The sequence below is a fragment of the Oceanicaulis sp. MMSF_3324 genome (assembly GCF_030733545.1).
GTDB lineage: Bacteria > Pseudomonadota > Alphaproteobacteria > Caulobacterales > Maricaulaceae > Oceanicaulis.
On record NZ_JASHIU010000001.1, the window covers coordinates 474,945 to 489,760 of the forward strand.

Annotated in this window: 14 protein-coding genes; 7 read left to right on the forward strand and 7 right to left on the reverse strand. The window is 64.7% G+C overall.

All coding sequences use genetic code 11. The annotated features are described in order from the left end of the window. Nucleotides 1–101 precede the first annotated feature (101 nt). Nucleotides 102–2,282 carry a primosomal protein N' gene (locus RBA95_RS02340; RefSeq protein ID WP_306015193.1) on the forward strand — a complete coding sequence of 727 codons (2,181 nt, stop codon included), beginning with the start codon at nt 102–104 and terminating at the stop codon, nt 2,280–2,282. On the opposite strand, the gene RBA95_RS02345 is transcribed toward RBA95_RS02340, so the two are convergent. Beyond that, entirely contained in the window at nt 2,279–3,490 is a 1,212-nt protein-coding gene (locus RBA95_RS02345) for an aspartyl protease family protein (protein ID WP_306015194.1), read from the reverse strand. The genes RBA95_RS02340 and RBA95_RS02345 overlap by 4 nt on opposite strands. Before the next feature lie 373 nt (nt 3,491–3,863). Between RBA95_RS02345 and RBA95_RS02350 the strand changes: the two genes are divergently transcribed. The 6 genes from RBA95_RS02350 (at nt 3,864) to RBA95_RS02375 (ending at nt 9,489) form a co-directional block, all read left to right on the forward strand. After that, on the forward strand, nt 3,864–4,424 hold the full coding sequence (locus RBA95_RS02350) for a F0F1 ATP synthase subunit delta (protein WP_306015195.1): 561 nt from the start codon (nt 3,864–3,866) through the stop codon (nt 4,422–4,424). 3 nt (nt 4,425–4,427) lie between these two features. Next, the gene (atpA, locus tag RBA95_RS02355; RefSeq protein ID WP_306015196.1) at nt 4,428–5,957 is read left to right on the forward strand and encodes a F0F1 ATP synthase subunit alpha; all 1,530 of its coding nucleotides are present in this window, start codon (nt 4,428–4,430) and stop codon (nt 5,955–5,957) included. Nucleotides 5,958–6,043: 86 nt separating this feature from the next. Then, on the forward strand, nt 6,044–6,928 hold the full coding sequence (locus RBA95_RS02360) for a F0F1 ATP synthase subunit gamma (RefSeq protein ID WP_306015197.1): 885 nt from the start codon (nt 6,044–6,046) through the stop codon (nt 6,926–6,928). A gap of 69 nt (nt 6,929–6,997) precedes the next feature. Continuing rightward, the gene (atpD, locus tag RBA95_RS02365; RefSeq protein ID WP_306015198.1) at nt 6,998–8,437 is read left to right on the forward strand and encodes a F0F1 ATP synthase subunit beta; all 1,440 of its coding nucleotides are present in this window, start codon (nt 6,998–7,000) and stop codon (nt 8,435–8,437) included. A 108-nt stretch (nt 8,438–8,545) separates the two neighbouring features. Then, nucleotides 8,546–8,947 (forward strand): F0F1 ATP synthase subunit epsilon, encoded by a 402-nt coding sequence (locus RBA95_RS02370; RefSeq protein WP_306015199.1) that lies wholly within the window; start codon nt 8,546–8,548, stop codon nt 8,945–8,947. Between the two features lie 80 nt (nt 8,948–9,027). Next, nucleotides 9,028–9,489 carry a hypothetical protein gene (locus tag RBA95_RS02375; protein ID WP_306015200.1) on the forward strand — a complete coding sequence of 154 codons (462 nt, stop codon included), beginning with the start codon at nt 9,028–9,030 and terminating at the stop codon, nt 9,487–9,489. On the opposite strand, the gene RBA95_RS02380 is transcribed toward RBA95_RS02375, so the two are convergent. The 6 genes from RBA95_RS02380 to rsfS all read right to left on the reverse strand — a co-directional run bounded on the left by RBA95_RS02380 (nt 9,486) and on the right by rsfS (nt 14,795). Continuing rightward, on the reverse strand, nt 9,486–9,968 hold the full coding sequence (locus RBA95_RS02380; RefSeq protein ID WP_306015201.1) for an RNA pyrophosphohydrolase: 483 nt from the start codon (nt 9,966–9,968) through the stop codon (nt 9,486–9,488). The two genes, RBA95_RS02375 and RBA95_RS02380, sit on opposite strands and share 4 nt — an antisense overlap. A 2-nt stretch (nt 9,969–9,970) precedes the next feature. Then, nucleotides 9,971–11,176: a divergent polysaccharide deacetylase family protein gene (locus RBA95_RS02385; RefSeq protein WP_306015202.1), complete on the reverse strand. Its 1,206-nt coding sequence runs from the start codon at nt 11,174–11,176 to the stop codon at nt 9,971–9,973. Nucleotides 11,177–11,283: 107 nt separating this feature from the next. Then, nucleotides 11,284–12,606 (reverse strand): S41 family peptidase, encoded by a 1,323-nt coding sequence (locus RBA95_RS02390; protein WP_306015203.1) that lies wholly within the window; start codon nt 12,604–12,606, stop codon nt 11,284–11,286. A gap of 33 nt (nt 12,607–12,639) precedes the next feature. Beyond that, nucleotides 12,640–13,896, reverse strand: coding sequence for a murein hydrolase activator EnvC (locus tag RBA95_RS02395; protein ID WP_306015204.1), 1,257 nt, complete (start codon nt 13,894–13,896; stop codon nt 12,640–12,642). Beyond that, a complete protein-coding gene (rlmH, locus tag RBA95_RS02400; protein WP_306015205.1) occupies nt 13,896–14,369 on the reverse strand; it encodes a 23S rRNA (pseudouridine(1915)-N(3))-methyltransferase RlmH in 474 nt (157 codons plus the stop codon). Before rlmH ends, RBA95_RS02395 begins: the two co-directional genes overlap by 1 nt. 36 nt (nt 14,370–14,405) lie before the next feature. Continuing rightward, complete coding sequence (gene rsfS, locus RBA95_RS02405) at nt 14,406–14,795, reverse strand: ribosome silencing factor (RefSeq protein ID WP_306015206.1); 390 nt, start codon at nt 14,793–14,795, stop codon at nt 14,406–14,408. Nucleotides 14,796–14,816: the final 21 nt, after the last annotated feature.

Here is a 14,816-nt window from a genome sequence, read left to right on the forward strand (position 1 = left end):
TACCTGCCAGAGCCAGCTTGTGAATGCGTTAACCCTGAGTCGTTCCGCCTGCGCTTTGTTACACTGATGCAGAATCAAACCGCCCCAGGACGCCGACTTTCGTGAGCGAGCCCGCTTCATCCCCGCAACGCGCCTCGGTCCTGTTTCCGATGCCCTTGCCCGAACCGTTCGATTATGCGGTTCCAGACGGCGTGCGCGTCAGTCCGGGCGATCATGTGCTGGCGCCGCTGGGCAAGCGCAGCGCGCCGGGTGTGGTTTGGGATGTGGGGCCGGATGACGGTTCACGTACACTCAAGCCGCTGGATGATCTGCGCGGCGGACCGCCCCTCAGCGCCTCCATGCGCGAGTTTGTGGAGTGGGCGGCGCGCTATCTGGTCGAGCCGCCGGGTATTGTCCTGCGCGCGGTCCTGAGGAGCCCGGGCGCGCTCAAACCCTCCCCCACCGAAACGCTCTATCATCCCACCGGGCAGGTGCTGGCGCGTCTGACGCCGGCGCGCCGCGCCGTATTGGACGCGGCTGAAGAAGGGCCGGGCAGCGCGGCGGAGCTGGCGCGGCGGGCGGGCGTGTCGTCGTCAGTGGTGAAGGGGCTGGCGGAGGCGGGCGGATTACGCGCCGAAGAGGCGCCGGTCGATCCGCCCTTCGAAACCCCGGATCCCTATCGCGAGGGCGTGGAGCTGAACGCCGTGCAGGCGGACGCGGCGGCGACGCTGCGCCGTCTGGTGGCGGCGGGCGGGTTTCAGGCGGCGCTACTGGATGGCGTGACCGGCTCGGGCAAGACAGAGGTGTATTTCGAGGCCATCGCCGAGCTGATGAAACGCGAGCCCGAAGCCCAGATCCTGGTGCTTCTGCCCGAAATCGCGCTGACCCAGGCGGTGACCAAGCGCTTCAAGGACCGGTTTGGCGTGGAGCCGGCGCTCTGGCATTCAGGGCTCGCCGACAAGGAGCGCCGTCGGACCTGGCGCGAAGTGGCGTCGGGTCGGGCCAGGATCGTGGCAGGGGCGCGCTCCTCAATCTTTCTGCCCTTTACCCATCTGCGCGGCATCGTGGTCGATGAAGAGCATGACCCGACCTACAAGCAGGATGAAAACCTCACCTATAACGCCCGCGATCTCGCAGTAGCCCGCGCCAAGCTGCAGGGCGCGGTGTGTATCCTCGCCAGTGCGACGCCCTCGCTTGAAAGTCTCGTGAATGCCGAGGCCGGCCGCTATGTGCATGTGGTGCTCCCGAGCCGCGCGGGCGGGGCGGTGTTGCCCGATATCGAGCTTCTCGACTTGCGCGACAGCCCGCCCGAAAAGGGCGAATGGCTGTCGCCGCCCTTGCACAAGGCGGTCGCCGACACGCTGGCGCGTGGCGAGCAGGCCATGCTCTATCTCAACCGGCGCGGTTTCGCCCCGCTCGTGCTGTGCAAGGCCTGCGGGCACAAGATGAAGAGCCCCGAGGCCGATCGCTGGCTGGTGGAGCACCGCTATACCGGGCGGCTGGTCTGCCACGTCACTGGCTTTTCCATGCCCAAGCCGAAAAACTGCCCTGAATGCGGTGAACCTGATTCGCTGATCGGCGTGGGTCCGGGCGTGGAGCGCGTGGCCGAGGAGGCGCGACAGCGCTTCCCCGACGCGCGGGTGGAGGTGTTTTCGTCCGATACCGCCCAGAACGGCGATGATGTGCGCTCCATCGTCCAGCGCATGGAGGACGGCGAGATTGACATTCTGGTGGGCACCCAGATCGCGGCGAAGGGCCACAACTTCCCCCATCTGACGCTGGTGGGCGTGGTGGACGCCGATCTGGGGCTGGCGGGTGGCGATCTGCGCGCGGGCGAGCGCACCTATCAGACCCTGGTCCAGGCGGCCGGGCGCGCCGGGCGGGCGGATCGACCCGGCCGGGCGATCTTGCAGACCTGGAATCCCGAGCATGAAGCGCTGCAGGCGCTGGCGAACGGGGATCGGGACGCGTTTCTGGCCGCTGAGCGCACCATGCGCGAAATTCTCGGCCTGCCGCCCTTCGGGCGACTCGCCGCCCTGATTGTCTCCGGTCCCGATCCGGCCCAGCTCGACGACGCCTGCCTGGGGATTGCGCGTGCTGCACCGGTCTCTGAAGGCGTACAGGTCTTCGGTCCCGCCGAAGCGCCTTTGGGCGTGGTGCGCGGGCGCTGGCGGCGGCGCTTTCTGGTGCAGGCGCCGCGGAATGTGGATGTCTCCTCCTTCATGCGCGCCTGGATGGGTCGCATGAAACCGCCGTCTGCGGTCAGAGTCGTGCTCGATATCGAGCCCTATTCGTTTCTCTAGCGCTCTGGTCCGAGGCTCAGAGTTCGCGCTTGCCCATCACGCCAGATCGTCAGGGTCTGAACCGATTGCGCGTCCAGCCCGTCCGCCAGCCAGAACGCCGTTTCGCATCGGGCCTCGCGCGGTTGGGTCGGCAGCTCGCGCCCATCCACCTGTAAAACCACATCACCGACCTGCAATCCGGCGCGCGCCGCCGGTGTGTTCTCATACAGCCGGACCAGCTCGGCCTGGTCGCTGACAATGGCGATGGAGAAGTCGGGCGGCGGGCTGGTTGCTGCGGTGGTGGCGAGCGGGCTCAGCACGATCCGGCCGCCCGGATAGTCAAGCGTCACCACGTGGGTGTTGAGGAGTCCAGCGCCGAAGAGGGTCGGCGGGATGGGTCGCAAATCGCTGTAAAGACGAGGCAAGGCGTCAGCGCCCAGCGAGACATCGTCCAGCTGCGCGCGCACCAGGGGAGCCGGATCTGACCAGCCGCCAGCTGATTCTCCGGCGCGTCCTGTTCCGCGTTCCAGGCTGCCGCGTACGATCCGACGGCGTACGGACGGCATGTCGGCGGCGCGCTCGAACAGGGCCAATTCTCCGGCGAAGCCTGTGTCGAACAGCGCCTTGTCGCTCATCTCGCCGATGGCGTAGTCGATGATGGGCATGTGCGGATAGCCAAAGTCATGGAGCGCTGTCTCCGGACCGGGCGGTAATGGGGGGAAGTCTCCAGCCTCCGCTGCAAGCGCCACGGTCTGCCGGGAGAGATCGAGGCGCCAGGCGCTGCCCTTGAGGATCTCCGATCCGATGATGCCGTCCTCGATGAAGCAGGCGCCCTGGTCGAGTGTTTCGAAGTTGAAGATCATCACGGGGACATCGTGAAACACCACATCGCCCAGCCGGACCGTGTCGACGATGGCGATGTCCATCACGATCTCTGCGCCATGGGCGTCCCGCCCCGTGTTCTGCCCGATAATCTCCAGTTCGAGCGTGTCTGCGAGGGCGCGTGACAGTATCGTGGGCGAGCCGGTGTCGAAGATGAAATTGCCGGGCCGATCATTCAGTTCGGCCTGGATGAAGATTTTATCGAGTCTCCAGTCAAAGCTGAGCTCGCTCACGGGGGCGCTGCGTTCGATTTGGATGTCGCGTTGAAATGCGTCTTGCGGCGTCGGCTCCTGGATGAGGCTTGTGATCGCTGACAACGTGAAGGCGGCTAGCGCAGAAGCGGGCATGGCGATTGTCCTTCAATTGACCCGGTGTGGGCGGTTTCCGGGGACGCTAGCGGAGCTTTGGAAGCCGGTCTCATGAATTCGAGTCCATAAAGTTTCACTTTAATTGCGAGGGTGTCTGCCTCATGGCCTCAACGCGCTGCTGACGGAGGAATGGGGACCTCTGGAGCTGAATGGGACGCAGAAGGAGGTTATTTCGCGCACTCCCCGGTGTTGCGGGGGGCGCACCCCTGTGCTAGTTCGGCGCCGGGCTGTGAGACACACGTGGCGGTAACCCTAGTGTGTCTTGCAAGAAGCCAAGTTCCTTCAAGCGTTTGGGCAATGCCGCACTGGTGGGGTCTTAACGCGCATCACGAGAAGAAAGCGGCGCAGAACGGTGACCACCGTCGATAATGCGATCATGAGCGAGGCCGGCGAGCGCTATGCGCGCGCCTTGTTCGACCTGGCCGAAGAGGCGGGCGCGGCAGAGGCTGTCGAGAAGGACGTGGACGCGCTGGGCGCGGTGCTCGCGGACTCCGATGACCTGCGCGACGCGCTGACCAGCCCGCTGTATGGCGCGGCTGAGAAATCATCCGTGCTCTCTGCTCTGGCTGAAAAGCTGGGCGCCCAGGACCTGACCAAGAAATTCATCGCTGTTGCGGCCCATAACGGCCGGGCGAGCGATATCACCGACATGCTGCGCGCCTTCAAGGTGCTGGCGGCGCTCAAGCGCGGGGCGACTTCGGCTGTGGTCACCACCGCGGACGAGCTGACCGCAACGCAGCTGAAAGAGCTGACCGCGGCGTTGAAAACCGCATTGGGCCAGGATGTGGATATCCGTACGCAAGTGCGGCCCGACATCCTCGGCGGACTGATCGTAAAGGTCGGTTCGCGCATGTTTGACTCCTCCCTCCGCACAAAGCTGGAGGGGCTGCGCAACACGATGAAAGAGGCGTAGGCCATGGATATCCGGGCGGCGGAAATCTCCGCGATCCTGAAAGAGCAGATCAAGAACTTTGGCGCAGAGGCTGACGTTTCCGACGTTGGTCAGGTGCTGAGTGTGGGCGACGGCATCGCTCGTGTTTACGGTCTTGACGAAGTGCAAGCCGGCGAACTCGTGGAGTTCCCGGGCGGCGTGAAGGGCATGGCCCTGAACCTCGAGCGCGACAATGTCGGCTGCGTGATCTTCGGCGACGACCGGGGCATCAAGGAAGGCGACACCGTCAAGCGACTGGGCTCCATCGTGGACGCCCCGGTCGGCAAGGGCCTGCTGGGCCGCGTCGTGAACGCGCTGGGCGAGCCGATTGACGGCAAGGGCCCGATCGACGCCGCCGAGCGTCGCGTCGTGGACGTGAAGGCGCCGGGCATCCTGCCGCGTAAATCGGTGCACGAGCCGATGGCGACCGGCATCAAGGCGATCGACTCCATGATCCCCGTCGGCCGTGGCCAGCGTGAGCTGATCATTGGCGACCGCCAGACCGGCAAGACCGCCATCGCCATCGACACCATCCTGAACCAGAAACAACTGAACCAGGGTGATGACGAGAGCCAGAAGCTGTACTGCGTCTATGTCGTGGTCGGCCAGAAGCGCTCCACCGTGGCCCAGGTCGTCAAGACGCTCGAGGAAAACGGCGCGATGGAATACTCCATCGTCGTGGCCGCGACCGCGTCCGACCCCGCGCCGATGCAGTTCCTGGCGCCGTTCACCGGCTGCGCCATGGGCGAATACTTCCGCGACAACGGCATGCACGGCCTGATCATCTATGATGACCTGTCCAAGCAGGCCGTGGCTTACCGCCAGATGTCGCTGCTGCTACGCCGTCCGCCGGGACGTGAAGCCTATCCGGGCGACGTGTTCTACCTGCACTCCCGTCTGCTGGAGCGCGCGGCGAAACTGAACGAGACCCATGGTTCGGGCTCGCTGACGGCGCTGCCGATCATCGAAACCCAGGCCAATGACGTGTCGGCCTATATCCCGACCAACGTGATCTCGATCACCGACGGCCAGATCTTCCTGGAAACCGACCTGTTCTACCAGGGCATCCGCCCGGCCGTGAACGTGGGTCTGTCGGTGTCCCGCGTGGGCTCCGCCGCTCAGACCAAGGCGACCAAGTCGGCCGCCGGCAAGATCAAGGGCGAACTGGCCCAGTATCGCGAAATGGCGGCCTTCGCCCAGTTCGGTTCCGACCTGGACGCGGCCACCCAGAAGCTGCTGTCGCGCGGCGAGCGTCTGACCGAGCTGCTCAAGCAGCCGCAGTTCAGCCCGCTCTCCATGGAAGAGCAGGTCTGCGTGATGTACGCCGGTACGCGCGGTTATCTGGACAAGATCGAAGTGTCCGCGATCGGTCGCTATGAAGAAGAGCTTCTGCGTCACCTGCACGCCGAGAAAGCCGACCTTCTGGCCGCGATCCGCGACACCAAGAAACTGTCGGACGAGTCCGAAGCGGCGCTGAAAGCGACGCTGGAGACCTTCACGGCGAACTTCGCATAAGGACGGGCGCGCTTAGGCGCGCCCAACCTCCTCGTTCTGGAGGGGCTTGCCCCGACAGGATCAAGCGGTTGGGCTGAGGACGACAAATGGCCAGCCTTAAAGAGCTGAAAAACCGGATCAACTCGGTCGAATCGACCAAGAAGATCACCAAGGCGATGCAAATGGTCGCCGCGGCCAAGCTGCGCAAGGCGCAGGAAGCTGCGGAAGCCGCGCGCCCGTACGCTGAGCGTATGGCGGCGGTGATGGCCAATCTGTCATCGGCCATGGAAGGCCCGGACGCGCCGCGTCTGCTGGTCGGCACGGGCAAGGACGATGTCCACCTGCTCGTCGTCGCCACGGCGGACCGCGGCCTGTGCGGCGGCTTCAACACCAATATTGCGCGCCTGGCGCGCGAGCGTGTCGCGGCGCTGGTCAGCGCAGGCAAGGCGGTCAAGATCCTGACCGTCGGCAAGAAGGGCTATGAAGCCCTCAAGCGCTTGCACAATGACAAGATCGTCGATCGCGTCGACCTGAAGGATGTCAAATCCATCGACGGCTCGATCGCGGCGATGATCGGCGACAAGATCCGCACCCTGTTCGAGGCGGGCGAGTTTGATGTCTGTGAAGTCATCAGCTCGGAATTCGTCTCCGTGATCAGCCAGAAGCCGCGCGCTCAGACGCTGATCCCGGCGCGTGACGCCATCGACGAGACCGTCGAGCGTCCCGACCTCAAAGGCGCGATCTACAGCTATGAGCCCGACGAGGAGAGCATCCTCGAGGTTCTGCTGCCGCGTTATGTGGATACGGTCATTCTCTCGGCCCTGCTGGAAAACGCCGCGGGTGAAATGGGCGCCAAGATGGCGGCCATGGATTCTGCGACCCGCAATGCCGGTGAGCTGATCGACAAGCTGAATCTGGAATACAACCGCTCCCGCCAGGCGAAGATCACCAAGGAGCTGATCGAGATCATCTCCGGCGCCGAGGCGGTGTAAGCGTAACAAGTTTGAACGACAGGCGACCGGGCGCGGCGCCTTGCAAGGTTTGGAAAAGAGGCTGAGACGATGAGCAAGCTCAAAGGCCGTATTGCGCAGGTGACCGGCGCCGTCGTGGACGTGGAGTTCGAAGGCGGTCTTCCCGACATCCTGAACGCTCTGGAAACCAAGAACGGCGACCAGAAGCTGGTTATGGAAGTGGCGTCGCACCTGGGCGAGAACATGGTGCGTACGATCGCCATGGACGCGACCGAGGGTCTGAAGCGCGGTTCTGAAGTGATCGACACCGGTTCGCCGATCATGGTTCCGGTGGGTCCGGGCACGCTGGGCCGCATCATGAGCGTCACCGGTGAACCGATCGACGAAGCGGGTGAGGTTCCGGCCGCCATGATGGCGCCGATCCACCGTCCGGCTCCGGCGTTCGAGGAACAGTCCACCGAGGCTGAAATCCTGCCGACCGGCATCAAGGTCGTCGACCTGCTCTGCCCGTACGCCAAAGGCGGCAAGATCGGCCTGTTCGGCGGCGCTGGCGTGGGCAAGACGGTTCTGATCCAGGAACTGATCAACAACATCGCCAAGCTCTTCGGCGGTTATTCCGTGTTCGCCGGCGTCGGCGAGCGGACCCGCGAAGGCAACGATCTGTACTACGAAATGATCGAATCCGGCGTGAACAAGGACCCGAAAGAGAACAACGGGTCTGCCGAAGGGTCGCGTTGCGCCCTGGTGTTCGGCCAGATGAACGAACCGCCCGGCGCGCGTGCTCGCGTGGCGCTGTCCGGTCTGGCTCAAGCGGAATACTTCCGCGATGAGGAAGGCAAGGACGTGCTGTTCTTCGTGGACAACATCTTCCGCTTCACCCAGGCCGGCGCCGAAGTGTCCGCCCTGCTGGGCCGGATCCCGTCCGCCGTGGGCTATCAGCCGACCCTGTCCACCGACATGGGCGCGCTGCAGGAGCGCATCACCTCGACCAAGAAGGGCTCGATCACGTCCGTGCAGGCCGTTTACGTGCCGGCTGACGACCTGACCGACCCGGCTCCGGCCACCACGTTTGCGCACCTTGACGCCACGACGGTTCTGAACCGCTCGATCGCGGAAAAAGGCATCTACCCGGCTGTGGACCCGCTGGACTCCACCTCCCGGATCCTCGAGCCGCGCATTGTGGGTGAAGAGCACTATCAGACCGCCCGTCGCGTGCAGGAAATCCTGCAGCGCTACAAGGCTCTGCAAGACATCATCGCCATTCTCGGCATGGACGAACTGTCCGAAGAGGACAAGCTGGTCGTGGCGCGCGCCCGTAAGATCGAGCGCTTCCTGTCCCAGCCGTTCGACGTGGCCGAAGTCTTCACCGGTTCTCCGGGCATCCAGGTGCCGATCGAAGAAACCGTCAAGGGCTTCAAAGGTCTGTGCGATGGCGATTACGACCACCTGCCGGAACCGGCCTTCTACATGGTCGGCACCATCGAGGATGCCGTGAAGAAAGCCGAGAAACTGGCTGCTGACGCGGCGTAAGCCTGATCAGCCGGCGCGCTTCATGCGCGCCGGCGACCAGCCCGCGCTGCGGGTCTAACTGAGCAAGGCCTGCCCGCTTGTCGGGCGTAATTGAGCAAGGATCGGCCCATGGCTGACAAGCTGCACTTTGACCTGGTTTCGCCTGAGCGCCGCGTCTTCGCAGGCGAGGTGGACATGGTTGTGGTTCCCGGTTCGGAAGGCGATTTCGGCGTGCTGGCCGACCATGCGCCCTTCATGTCGACTATCCGCACCGGCGCGATCTCGGTTCATTCCGGCAATGACGTCACCCGCACCTTCATCCGCGGCGGTTTCGCCGAGGTGACGGCGGCCGGTCTGACCATTCTGGCGGAAGAAGCGATCGACCTCGCCGATGTGAACGCCGAGGACGCTTCGAAGTCCCTCACCGAAGCCCGCGAAGATCTGGGCCAGGCGCGCAATGACGAAGAGCGTCATGACGCGGAAGCCCGCATCGAGAAGTTCCAGGCCCTGCTGGCGGAACTGTCTCACTAAAGATTGAAGTCATTTCATTTCCGGCTTCGCGAGACCCTGCGCATATTCTGCGCAGGGTTTTTTGTATCTGAGGTTCGATCATGACGCGTTTCATCCGCTCGTCTTTCGCTGCTGTGGCTCTGTCTTTGTCAGCGACGCCGGCGCTTGTGGCTCAGGATGCCGATCCAGCCGCTTTGGCGAACCACATGATTGCGCTGTGTGAGACCGCACTGGGCGCAGACGGACTGGAAGGCGCAGCCGCCGAGAGCGGCGGTCGCATCGAGGCGTTTGATTTCCCGGTTGAGGACCGCGATATCACGCGTTCTGACCGTGCTCTGCTGCTCCCGGCGGGCGAAGGCCTGTCGATCTGGCTGGGGCGTCGTGACGGGCAGGAAGTCTGTGTGTTGGGCGCGCATGACGATAATCTGCGTGTTGTTCGCGAGGTGGAGGCGCGTCTGCGCCGTGAAGGTCGTGAGGTGGTTCACAACACGGTGAACGTCTCGTTTGGCCTGTTCCGCCGTGGCAACTCGGTGCGCGTTGTGGAGCTGGCTGCAGACCGCTAGCCGCTGAAGGGCGCGAACGCTTCGGCCACACGTTCATAAACGGCCCGTTTCCACGGAATGATCAGCTGCGGCGTGGTTTCGAGCGAGACCCAGCGGAACTCGGAAAATTCCTGCGGCGGCACGGCTTCCAGGTCAAAGTCGGCGTCTGTGCCCAAATAGCGATAGGCGAACCAGCGTTGTTTCTGGCCGCGCCAGCGATTGCGTGAGCGTTGGGCGAGCACTTCGGGCGGGAAGTCGTAGGCCAGCCAGTCTTCAATGCTGCCCAGCGGTTCAATGAGGTCCGAAGTGACGCCGGTCTCTTCGTGCAGCTCACGCAGACCGGCTTCTTCAGCCGTTTCGCCCGCGTCCATGCCGCCCTGGGGAAATTGCCAGCACCAGGGCTCATCCGCACCATAACGCTTGCCCAGCCAGACCTTGCCATGCGCGTTGAACAGCACCACGCCCACATTCGGGCGGTGTTCGGGATAGGCGTCAGACATGGCTAGTGCGTGTCCCCGTGTGCGTCGTCAGAGGGTGAATGATCGTCATCCGCTCCGTTCTGAGTCTCAATTGACGCAATGGACGTCGCCTCCACCGGGTTCCGGATCTGCATGACGAAGCTCGCCGGTGCGAGCTGGTAGCCCCGGCCATCCAGCCCTTCCGCCCAGCTGGCGATGGTGTCCACGGTTGCGGGGTAGGCGAAGCCCGATCCCAGTGCGGACCCGTTCTGCAGCGCCAGGGCTTCGAGCTCCAGGAGGCGACCATCAATGGCGCGCGGCGTCGGGTCGGAATCCACGACCCGGTCAGCCAGCGTCATCCGCGCCCGGGCCTGGCGACCGGCCTGTTCGAGCACCGCGCGACGGCCGGCCCCGTCATGGAAAATGCTCAGCCCACGCGCTTCAAGCTCTGTGAAAACTTCTGTCATCGGGCCCTGCGCCGCCCCCAGCCGGGCGCCGAGATAGTTCACAACGCCGGTATAGCCCGCAGCGCGAGACAGCAGCCAGACGAGCCGGCGGGTGTTCTCCTGCGTGCTGGCGTCCACCAGGAGGGTGTGCGGGCCGGGATCATTATTGGGATAGTCGAACGGCTCCATGGGCAGTTCGATCAACACCTCATGCCCGTCGGCGCGGGCGCGATTGATCCAGTCCTGCAGATTATCAGAATAGGGCGCGAAACTGAGCGTCACTTCGGCGGGCAATACCTCGATGGCGCGTTCGGTCAGGCTCTGTGACAGCCCCAAACCGCCCACGATCACCGAGACGGTTGGAACATTCTCCGCGCCATCAAAGTCGCGCGCATAGGCCTGGTCGGGGCGTTCGCCGCTGGCGCTGATCACGGGCAGAGGACCGCCGGGGCCGTTCTCATAGAGGCCGGGCAGGGGCGCGGGCGGCGCCTGGGGCGTTGCTGGCGCGACTGGCTGGGCGTCTGGATCGGCTGCGTTCAGTGCATCCGCCGTGTCACGCACGCCGGGCAGGCTGACATCTTCAACCTCTTCATCACCAAAAGGCGCGCTGCGTACGCCCTCGATCTCGGCGGCGGCCAGCACGTCAGGTTGGCCGGCGATGTCCGCGCTGGCGCTGATGGTTGGCGCCGGGCCGCCCGCCAGCCAGGTGAGCGCAGCCACGCCCGCGATCAGCGCAAGCGCGACCCCCAGGCCCGCCAGCAGCGGTCCCTTGAGAGGAAAGCGATCAGTGTCCAGTCGAGCCATGGTGCGCGGGCCGTTTCTTCAACGCCGGGTCGGGGTGATTCGAACCCTGACCCTGCGTGAAGACGCGGTAAAGAAGCGTTAACGAACCCGGTGAAGCGCTGTCAGGCTTACTGAAGCTGGGCCTGGTCCTGGCTCATCATGGCGTTGAGAATCTCGAGCGCACGGTGGAGCTGGTAATCCTCGCTCTCATCCCAGTCTTCCGGGGGCATCTCGGTGTGGGACAGTTCGTTCTCGAGCTCTTCGCGTTCAACGCCGTTCTCGTTTTCCAGCGCGTTGCGCAGGCTGGATTCGGCATAGGTGTTGACGTTTTCCACCTCTTCTTCGTCCACACGGCGCGGCGCAATGGCGATGTCGGGCGCGATTCCAGTGGCCTGGATGCTGCGGCCGGCCGGCGTGTAATACCGCGCCGTGGTCAGGCGCAGGGCGCCGTCGCGTCCTCCGCGCAGCGGCACCACGGTCTGCATGGAGCCTTTGCCGAAGCTGGTCATGCCCACAATCGTGGCGCGTTCCCGGTCCTGCAGGGCGCCGGTGACGATCTCGGAGGCGGAGGCGGAACCCGAATTGATCAGGATGACGATCGGAGCGCCGTTCAGAATGTCGCCGGGCTCGGCGTTGTAACGCCGGGTGTCACGCGGATCACGGCCCCGGGTGGATACCACTTCCCCGCCATCCAGGAACAGGGAGGAGACGGAGACCGACTGGTCCAGCAGCCCGCCCGGATTGGATCGCAGATCCAGGATCAGCCCAGGCAGCGGGCCGCCATAGGCTTCGGTCAGGTCTTCAATGCCGGTCACGGCGTTGGCCGTGGTGTTCTCGTTGAAGGTGGTGATGCGCAGATAGGGGGTGTCGCCCTCTTCCATGCGCCAATAGGCGGCGCGCACTTCGATCAGGTCGCGCACGACCGTGACATCGAAGGGATCTTCCTCGCCTTCGCGCAAGATCGTCAGCACGACCGGATCGCCGGCCGGGCCGCGCATGCGTTCGACGGCGTCATCCATGCTGGCGCCGATCATGCTCTCGCCATCCACCGCGATGATCTGGTCATTGGGTTCGAGGCCGGCGCGCTCGCCCGGCGTCTCGGCGATGGGGGAGATGATGGTGATCAGCTCGTCGCGGATGGTCACTTCAATGCCCACGCCGCCATACTCGCCGCTGGTGGTGACCTGCATGTCCTGAAAATCGTCGGGCGACAGATAGCTTGAATGCGGGTCGAGCGCCTGCATCATGCCGTCGATCGCGCTCTCGATCAGCTCGGCCTTGTCCGGTTCGCTGACATAATCGGCTTCGATCCGGCTCAGCACGTCGCCAAACAGTTCCAGCTGGCGGAATGTGGCTTCACGGCTATTGGCGTCCTCGCCTTCGGCGGACACCGCCAGGGTGGCGGCGCCAATTCCGAACAGGATTGCTGAAGCGATAATGTGCAGACGCATGATGGTCTTCCTTACAGCGCGGCGGTCGAGGCTCTAGCCTCTGCGAAATTCGGGCCGAAGCCAATCTTCAGGGTCAGCAGCTTCATCAGTGCTGCGTCTTATCTCCAGATAGAGCATTGGAGGCGGATTTGCACGGTCTGACATGGCGCCCACGGGCTCTCCGGCCAATAATGATTGTCCCTCTACGGCGTAAATAAGACCTAAGCCCCCTAAAATAAGCGTGTATCCGTCAGGTGTGTTGATCATCAAAACACCGTCAAACCCCTGAAAAGGCCCGGCATAAACGACAACGCCGTCAAAGGGCGCGGTCACCTGGGCGCGCGAATTGGTCTCGAACCAGACGCCCTCGCGACGCACGCCATCGGGGCCGCGCTCGCCGGCGCTGATTGTCAGCTGACCCCGGGCGGGCGGGCTTAACCGGCCGCGCGTGTCACTAAAGCGCAGGGTTTCGATCGGGCCATCCACCGGGCGCGCATCCACAAGGGCCGCCATGGCGAGCGCCGGAGCCTGTTCCGGTCTGAGACGGGGCACCGGGACGCCGGGATCCAGTTCCGGCGCCGGTTCGGGACGCGGGGCCAGGCGTGGTTCGGCGGCGGCGAAGCGCCGGATATCGGTCATGAGCTCGCGCAGGGAGCCCGCTTCATGTGCAATCCGGGCGGCGCGTTGGGACAGATCATCGGCCTGTGCGCGAAGCGCGGCTTCCGCGGCGCGGCGCTCCTCGATCAGGGCGGTGACCTCTTCCCGCGTAACGCTCAGCGCTTCGCGCGCTTGCACCAGGGCCTGGGTCTGGGTCTGAAGTTCCTCGCGCAGGGCTTCGAGCTCGGCCAGACGCGCCTGGACCGCCTCGACCCGGGCGTCAAGCTGCGGGGCGATCTGGGCCAGGAGACCCGCCGCACGGGCGGCGGAGGCTGCATCATCGGGGGTGACCGCAAGGGCTGGCGGATCGGACATCTCGATACGCTGGAGCGCGGCCAGCACCCGAGCCAGATCAGAGCGTTCGGCGCGCAATCGCGCCAGCAGATCAGATTCCTCGCGCTCCAGCGCGCGCAGGCGTTCAGTGGCGGCTTCCACCTCGGCTTCCCGGGTCTCGACCCGGCCCGCCGCGTCTACCAGCCGCTGCTGCAGGCGGGCGATGGCGATGCGGGCGGCTTCGGCCTCCGCCTCACGCGCTTGCGCCTCTTCGCGCAGCTCAGCCGCTTCCTGCTCAAGCGTATCCACCTCTTCGGGCTCGGGCGCGGTCTGCGCCTGGAGCGCGAGGCTCAGAGCCAGAATGGACAGAAAGGACGCCATCAGCCTTCCCGGTGATAGGGCGCGCCCGCCATGACGGACGCCGCGCGATAGATCTGCTCGGCCAGCATGACGCGCACCAGCTTGTGCGGCCAGGTGGCCTTGCCGAAGCTGAGCATGCGCGCCCCTTGCGGCAAGGCCGGACGGTCATGTCCGTCCGCCCCGCCAATGAGGAATACAAGATCCCGCGCCCCGTCATCACGCGCGGTTTCAATCACGCGTGCGAAATCGAGCGAGCTCATGGGCTTGCCGGTTTCATCCAGTGCGAACACCAGCGCGCCTGCAGGCATGTCCGCGATCAGCGCCCGGGTTTCGGCCGCTTTGTCCTTGAGGGTCCGGGTATCAAGCTCGCGCTCCGAGACGGGGCCCAGGCCGATCCCGCGTCCCACGCCATTGGCGCGGTCCATGTACTGGTCCACAAGCTCGCGCTCGGGCCCGGCCTTGATCCGGCCGATCGCACGAATCTCAACGCGCATGGGACGCCCCGGTTCGGGATAAGGGTTGGGGGTGGATCAGGAGGCGCCGTCGGGCGAGACGGACCACATCTTTTCCAGATCGTAGAAGCTGCGCACTTCGGGACGGAACAGGTGAACGATCACGTCGCCGGCGTCAATCAGAACCCAGTCGCACGTCTTCAGGCCCTCGATCGCGACCTTGCCGTGCCCAGCGTCCTTGAGCTTGCGCACCAGATGGTCGGCCATGGCGCCCACATGCCGGTTGGACCGGCCAGAGGCGATGACCATCACATCGGTGACGGATGATTTGCCCGTAAGATCGATGGCGACGACATCTTCTGCCTTGTCATCGTCCAGCGCGTTCAGAACCAGCGCTTCGAGATCCTGCGTGCTCTGGGCGAGTTCGCCAGAGTCGCTGTCAGCCTCGCCATTGGGGCGGCTGTGCAATTCGGTGGACAGAGTCCTTGC

Excerpts from the sequence above, each read along its gene's own strand:
- RBA95_RS02345 (WP_306015194.1), bottom strand. The coding sequence starts at position 3,490 with ATGCCCGCTTCTGCGCTAGCCGCCTTCACGTTGTCAGCGATCACAAGC.
- atpD (WP_306015198.1), top strand. The coding sequence starts at position 6,998 with ATGAGCAAGCTCAAAGGCCGTATTGCGCAGGTGACCGGCGCCGTCGTG.
- RBA95_RS02380 (WP_306015201.1), bottom strand. The coding sequence starts at position 9,968 with ATGTCTGACGCCTATCCCGAACACCGCCCGAATGTGGGCGTGGTGCTG.
- RBA95_RS02395 (WP_306015204.1), bottom strand. The coding sequence starts at position 13,896 with ATGGCGTCCTTTCTGTCCATTCTGGCTCTGAGCCTCGCGCTCCAGGCG.
- RBA95_RS02375 (WP_306015200.1), top strand. The coding sequence starts at position 9,028 with ATGACGCGTTTCATCCGCTCGTCTTTCGCTGCTGTGGCTCTGTCTTTG.
- RBA95_RS02360 (WP_306015197.1), top strand. The coding sequence starts at position 6,044 with ATGGCCAGCCTTAAAGAGCTGAAAAACCGGATCAACTCGGTCGAATCG.
- atpA (WP_306015196.1), top strand. The coding sequence starts at position 4,428 with ATGGATATCCGGGCGGCGGAAATCTCCGCGATCCTGAAAGAGCAGATC.
- RBA95_RS02385 (WP_306015202.1), bottom strand. The coding sequence starts at position 11,176 with ATGGCTCGACTGGACACTGATCGCTTTCCTCTCAAGGGACCGCTGCTG.
- rlmH (WP_306015205.1), bottom strand. The coding sequence starts at position 14,369 with ATGCGCGTTGAGATTCGTGCGATCGGCCGGATCAAGGCCGGGCCCGAG.
- RBA95_RS02390 (WP_306015203.1), bottom strand. The coding sequence starts at position 12,606 with ATGCGTCTGCACATTATCGCTTCAGCAATCCTGTTCGGAATTGGCGCC.
- RBA95_RS02370 (WP_306015199.1), top strand. The coding sequence starts at position 8,546 with ATGGCTGACAAGCTGCACTTTGACCTGGTTTCGCCTGAGCGCCGCGTC.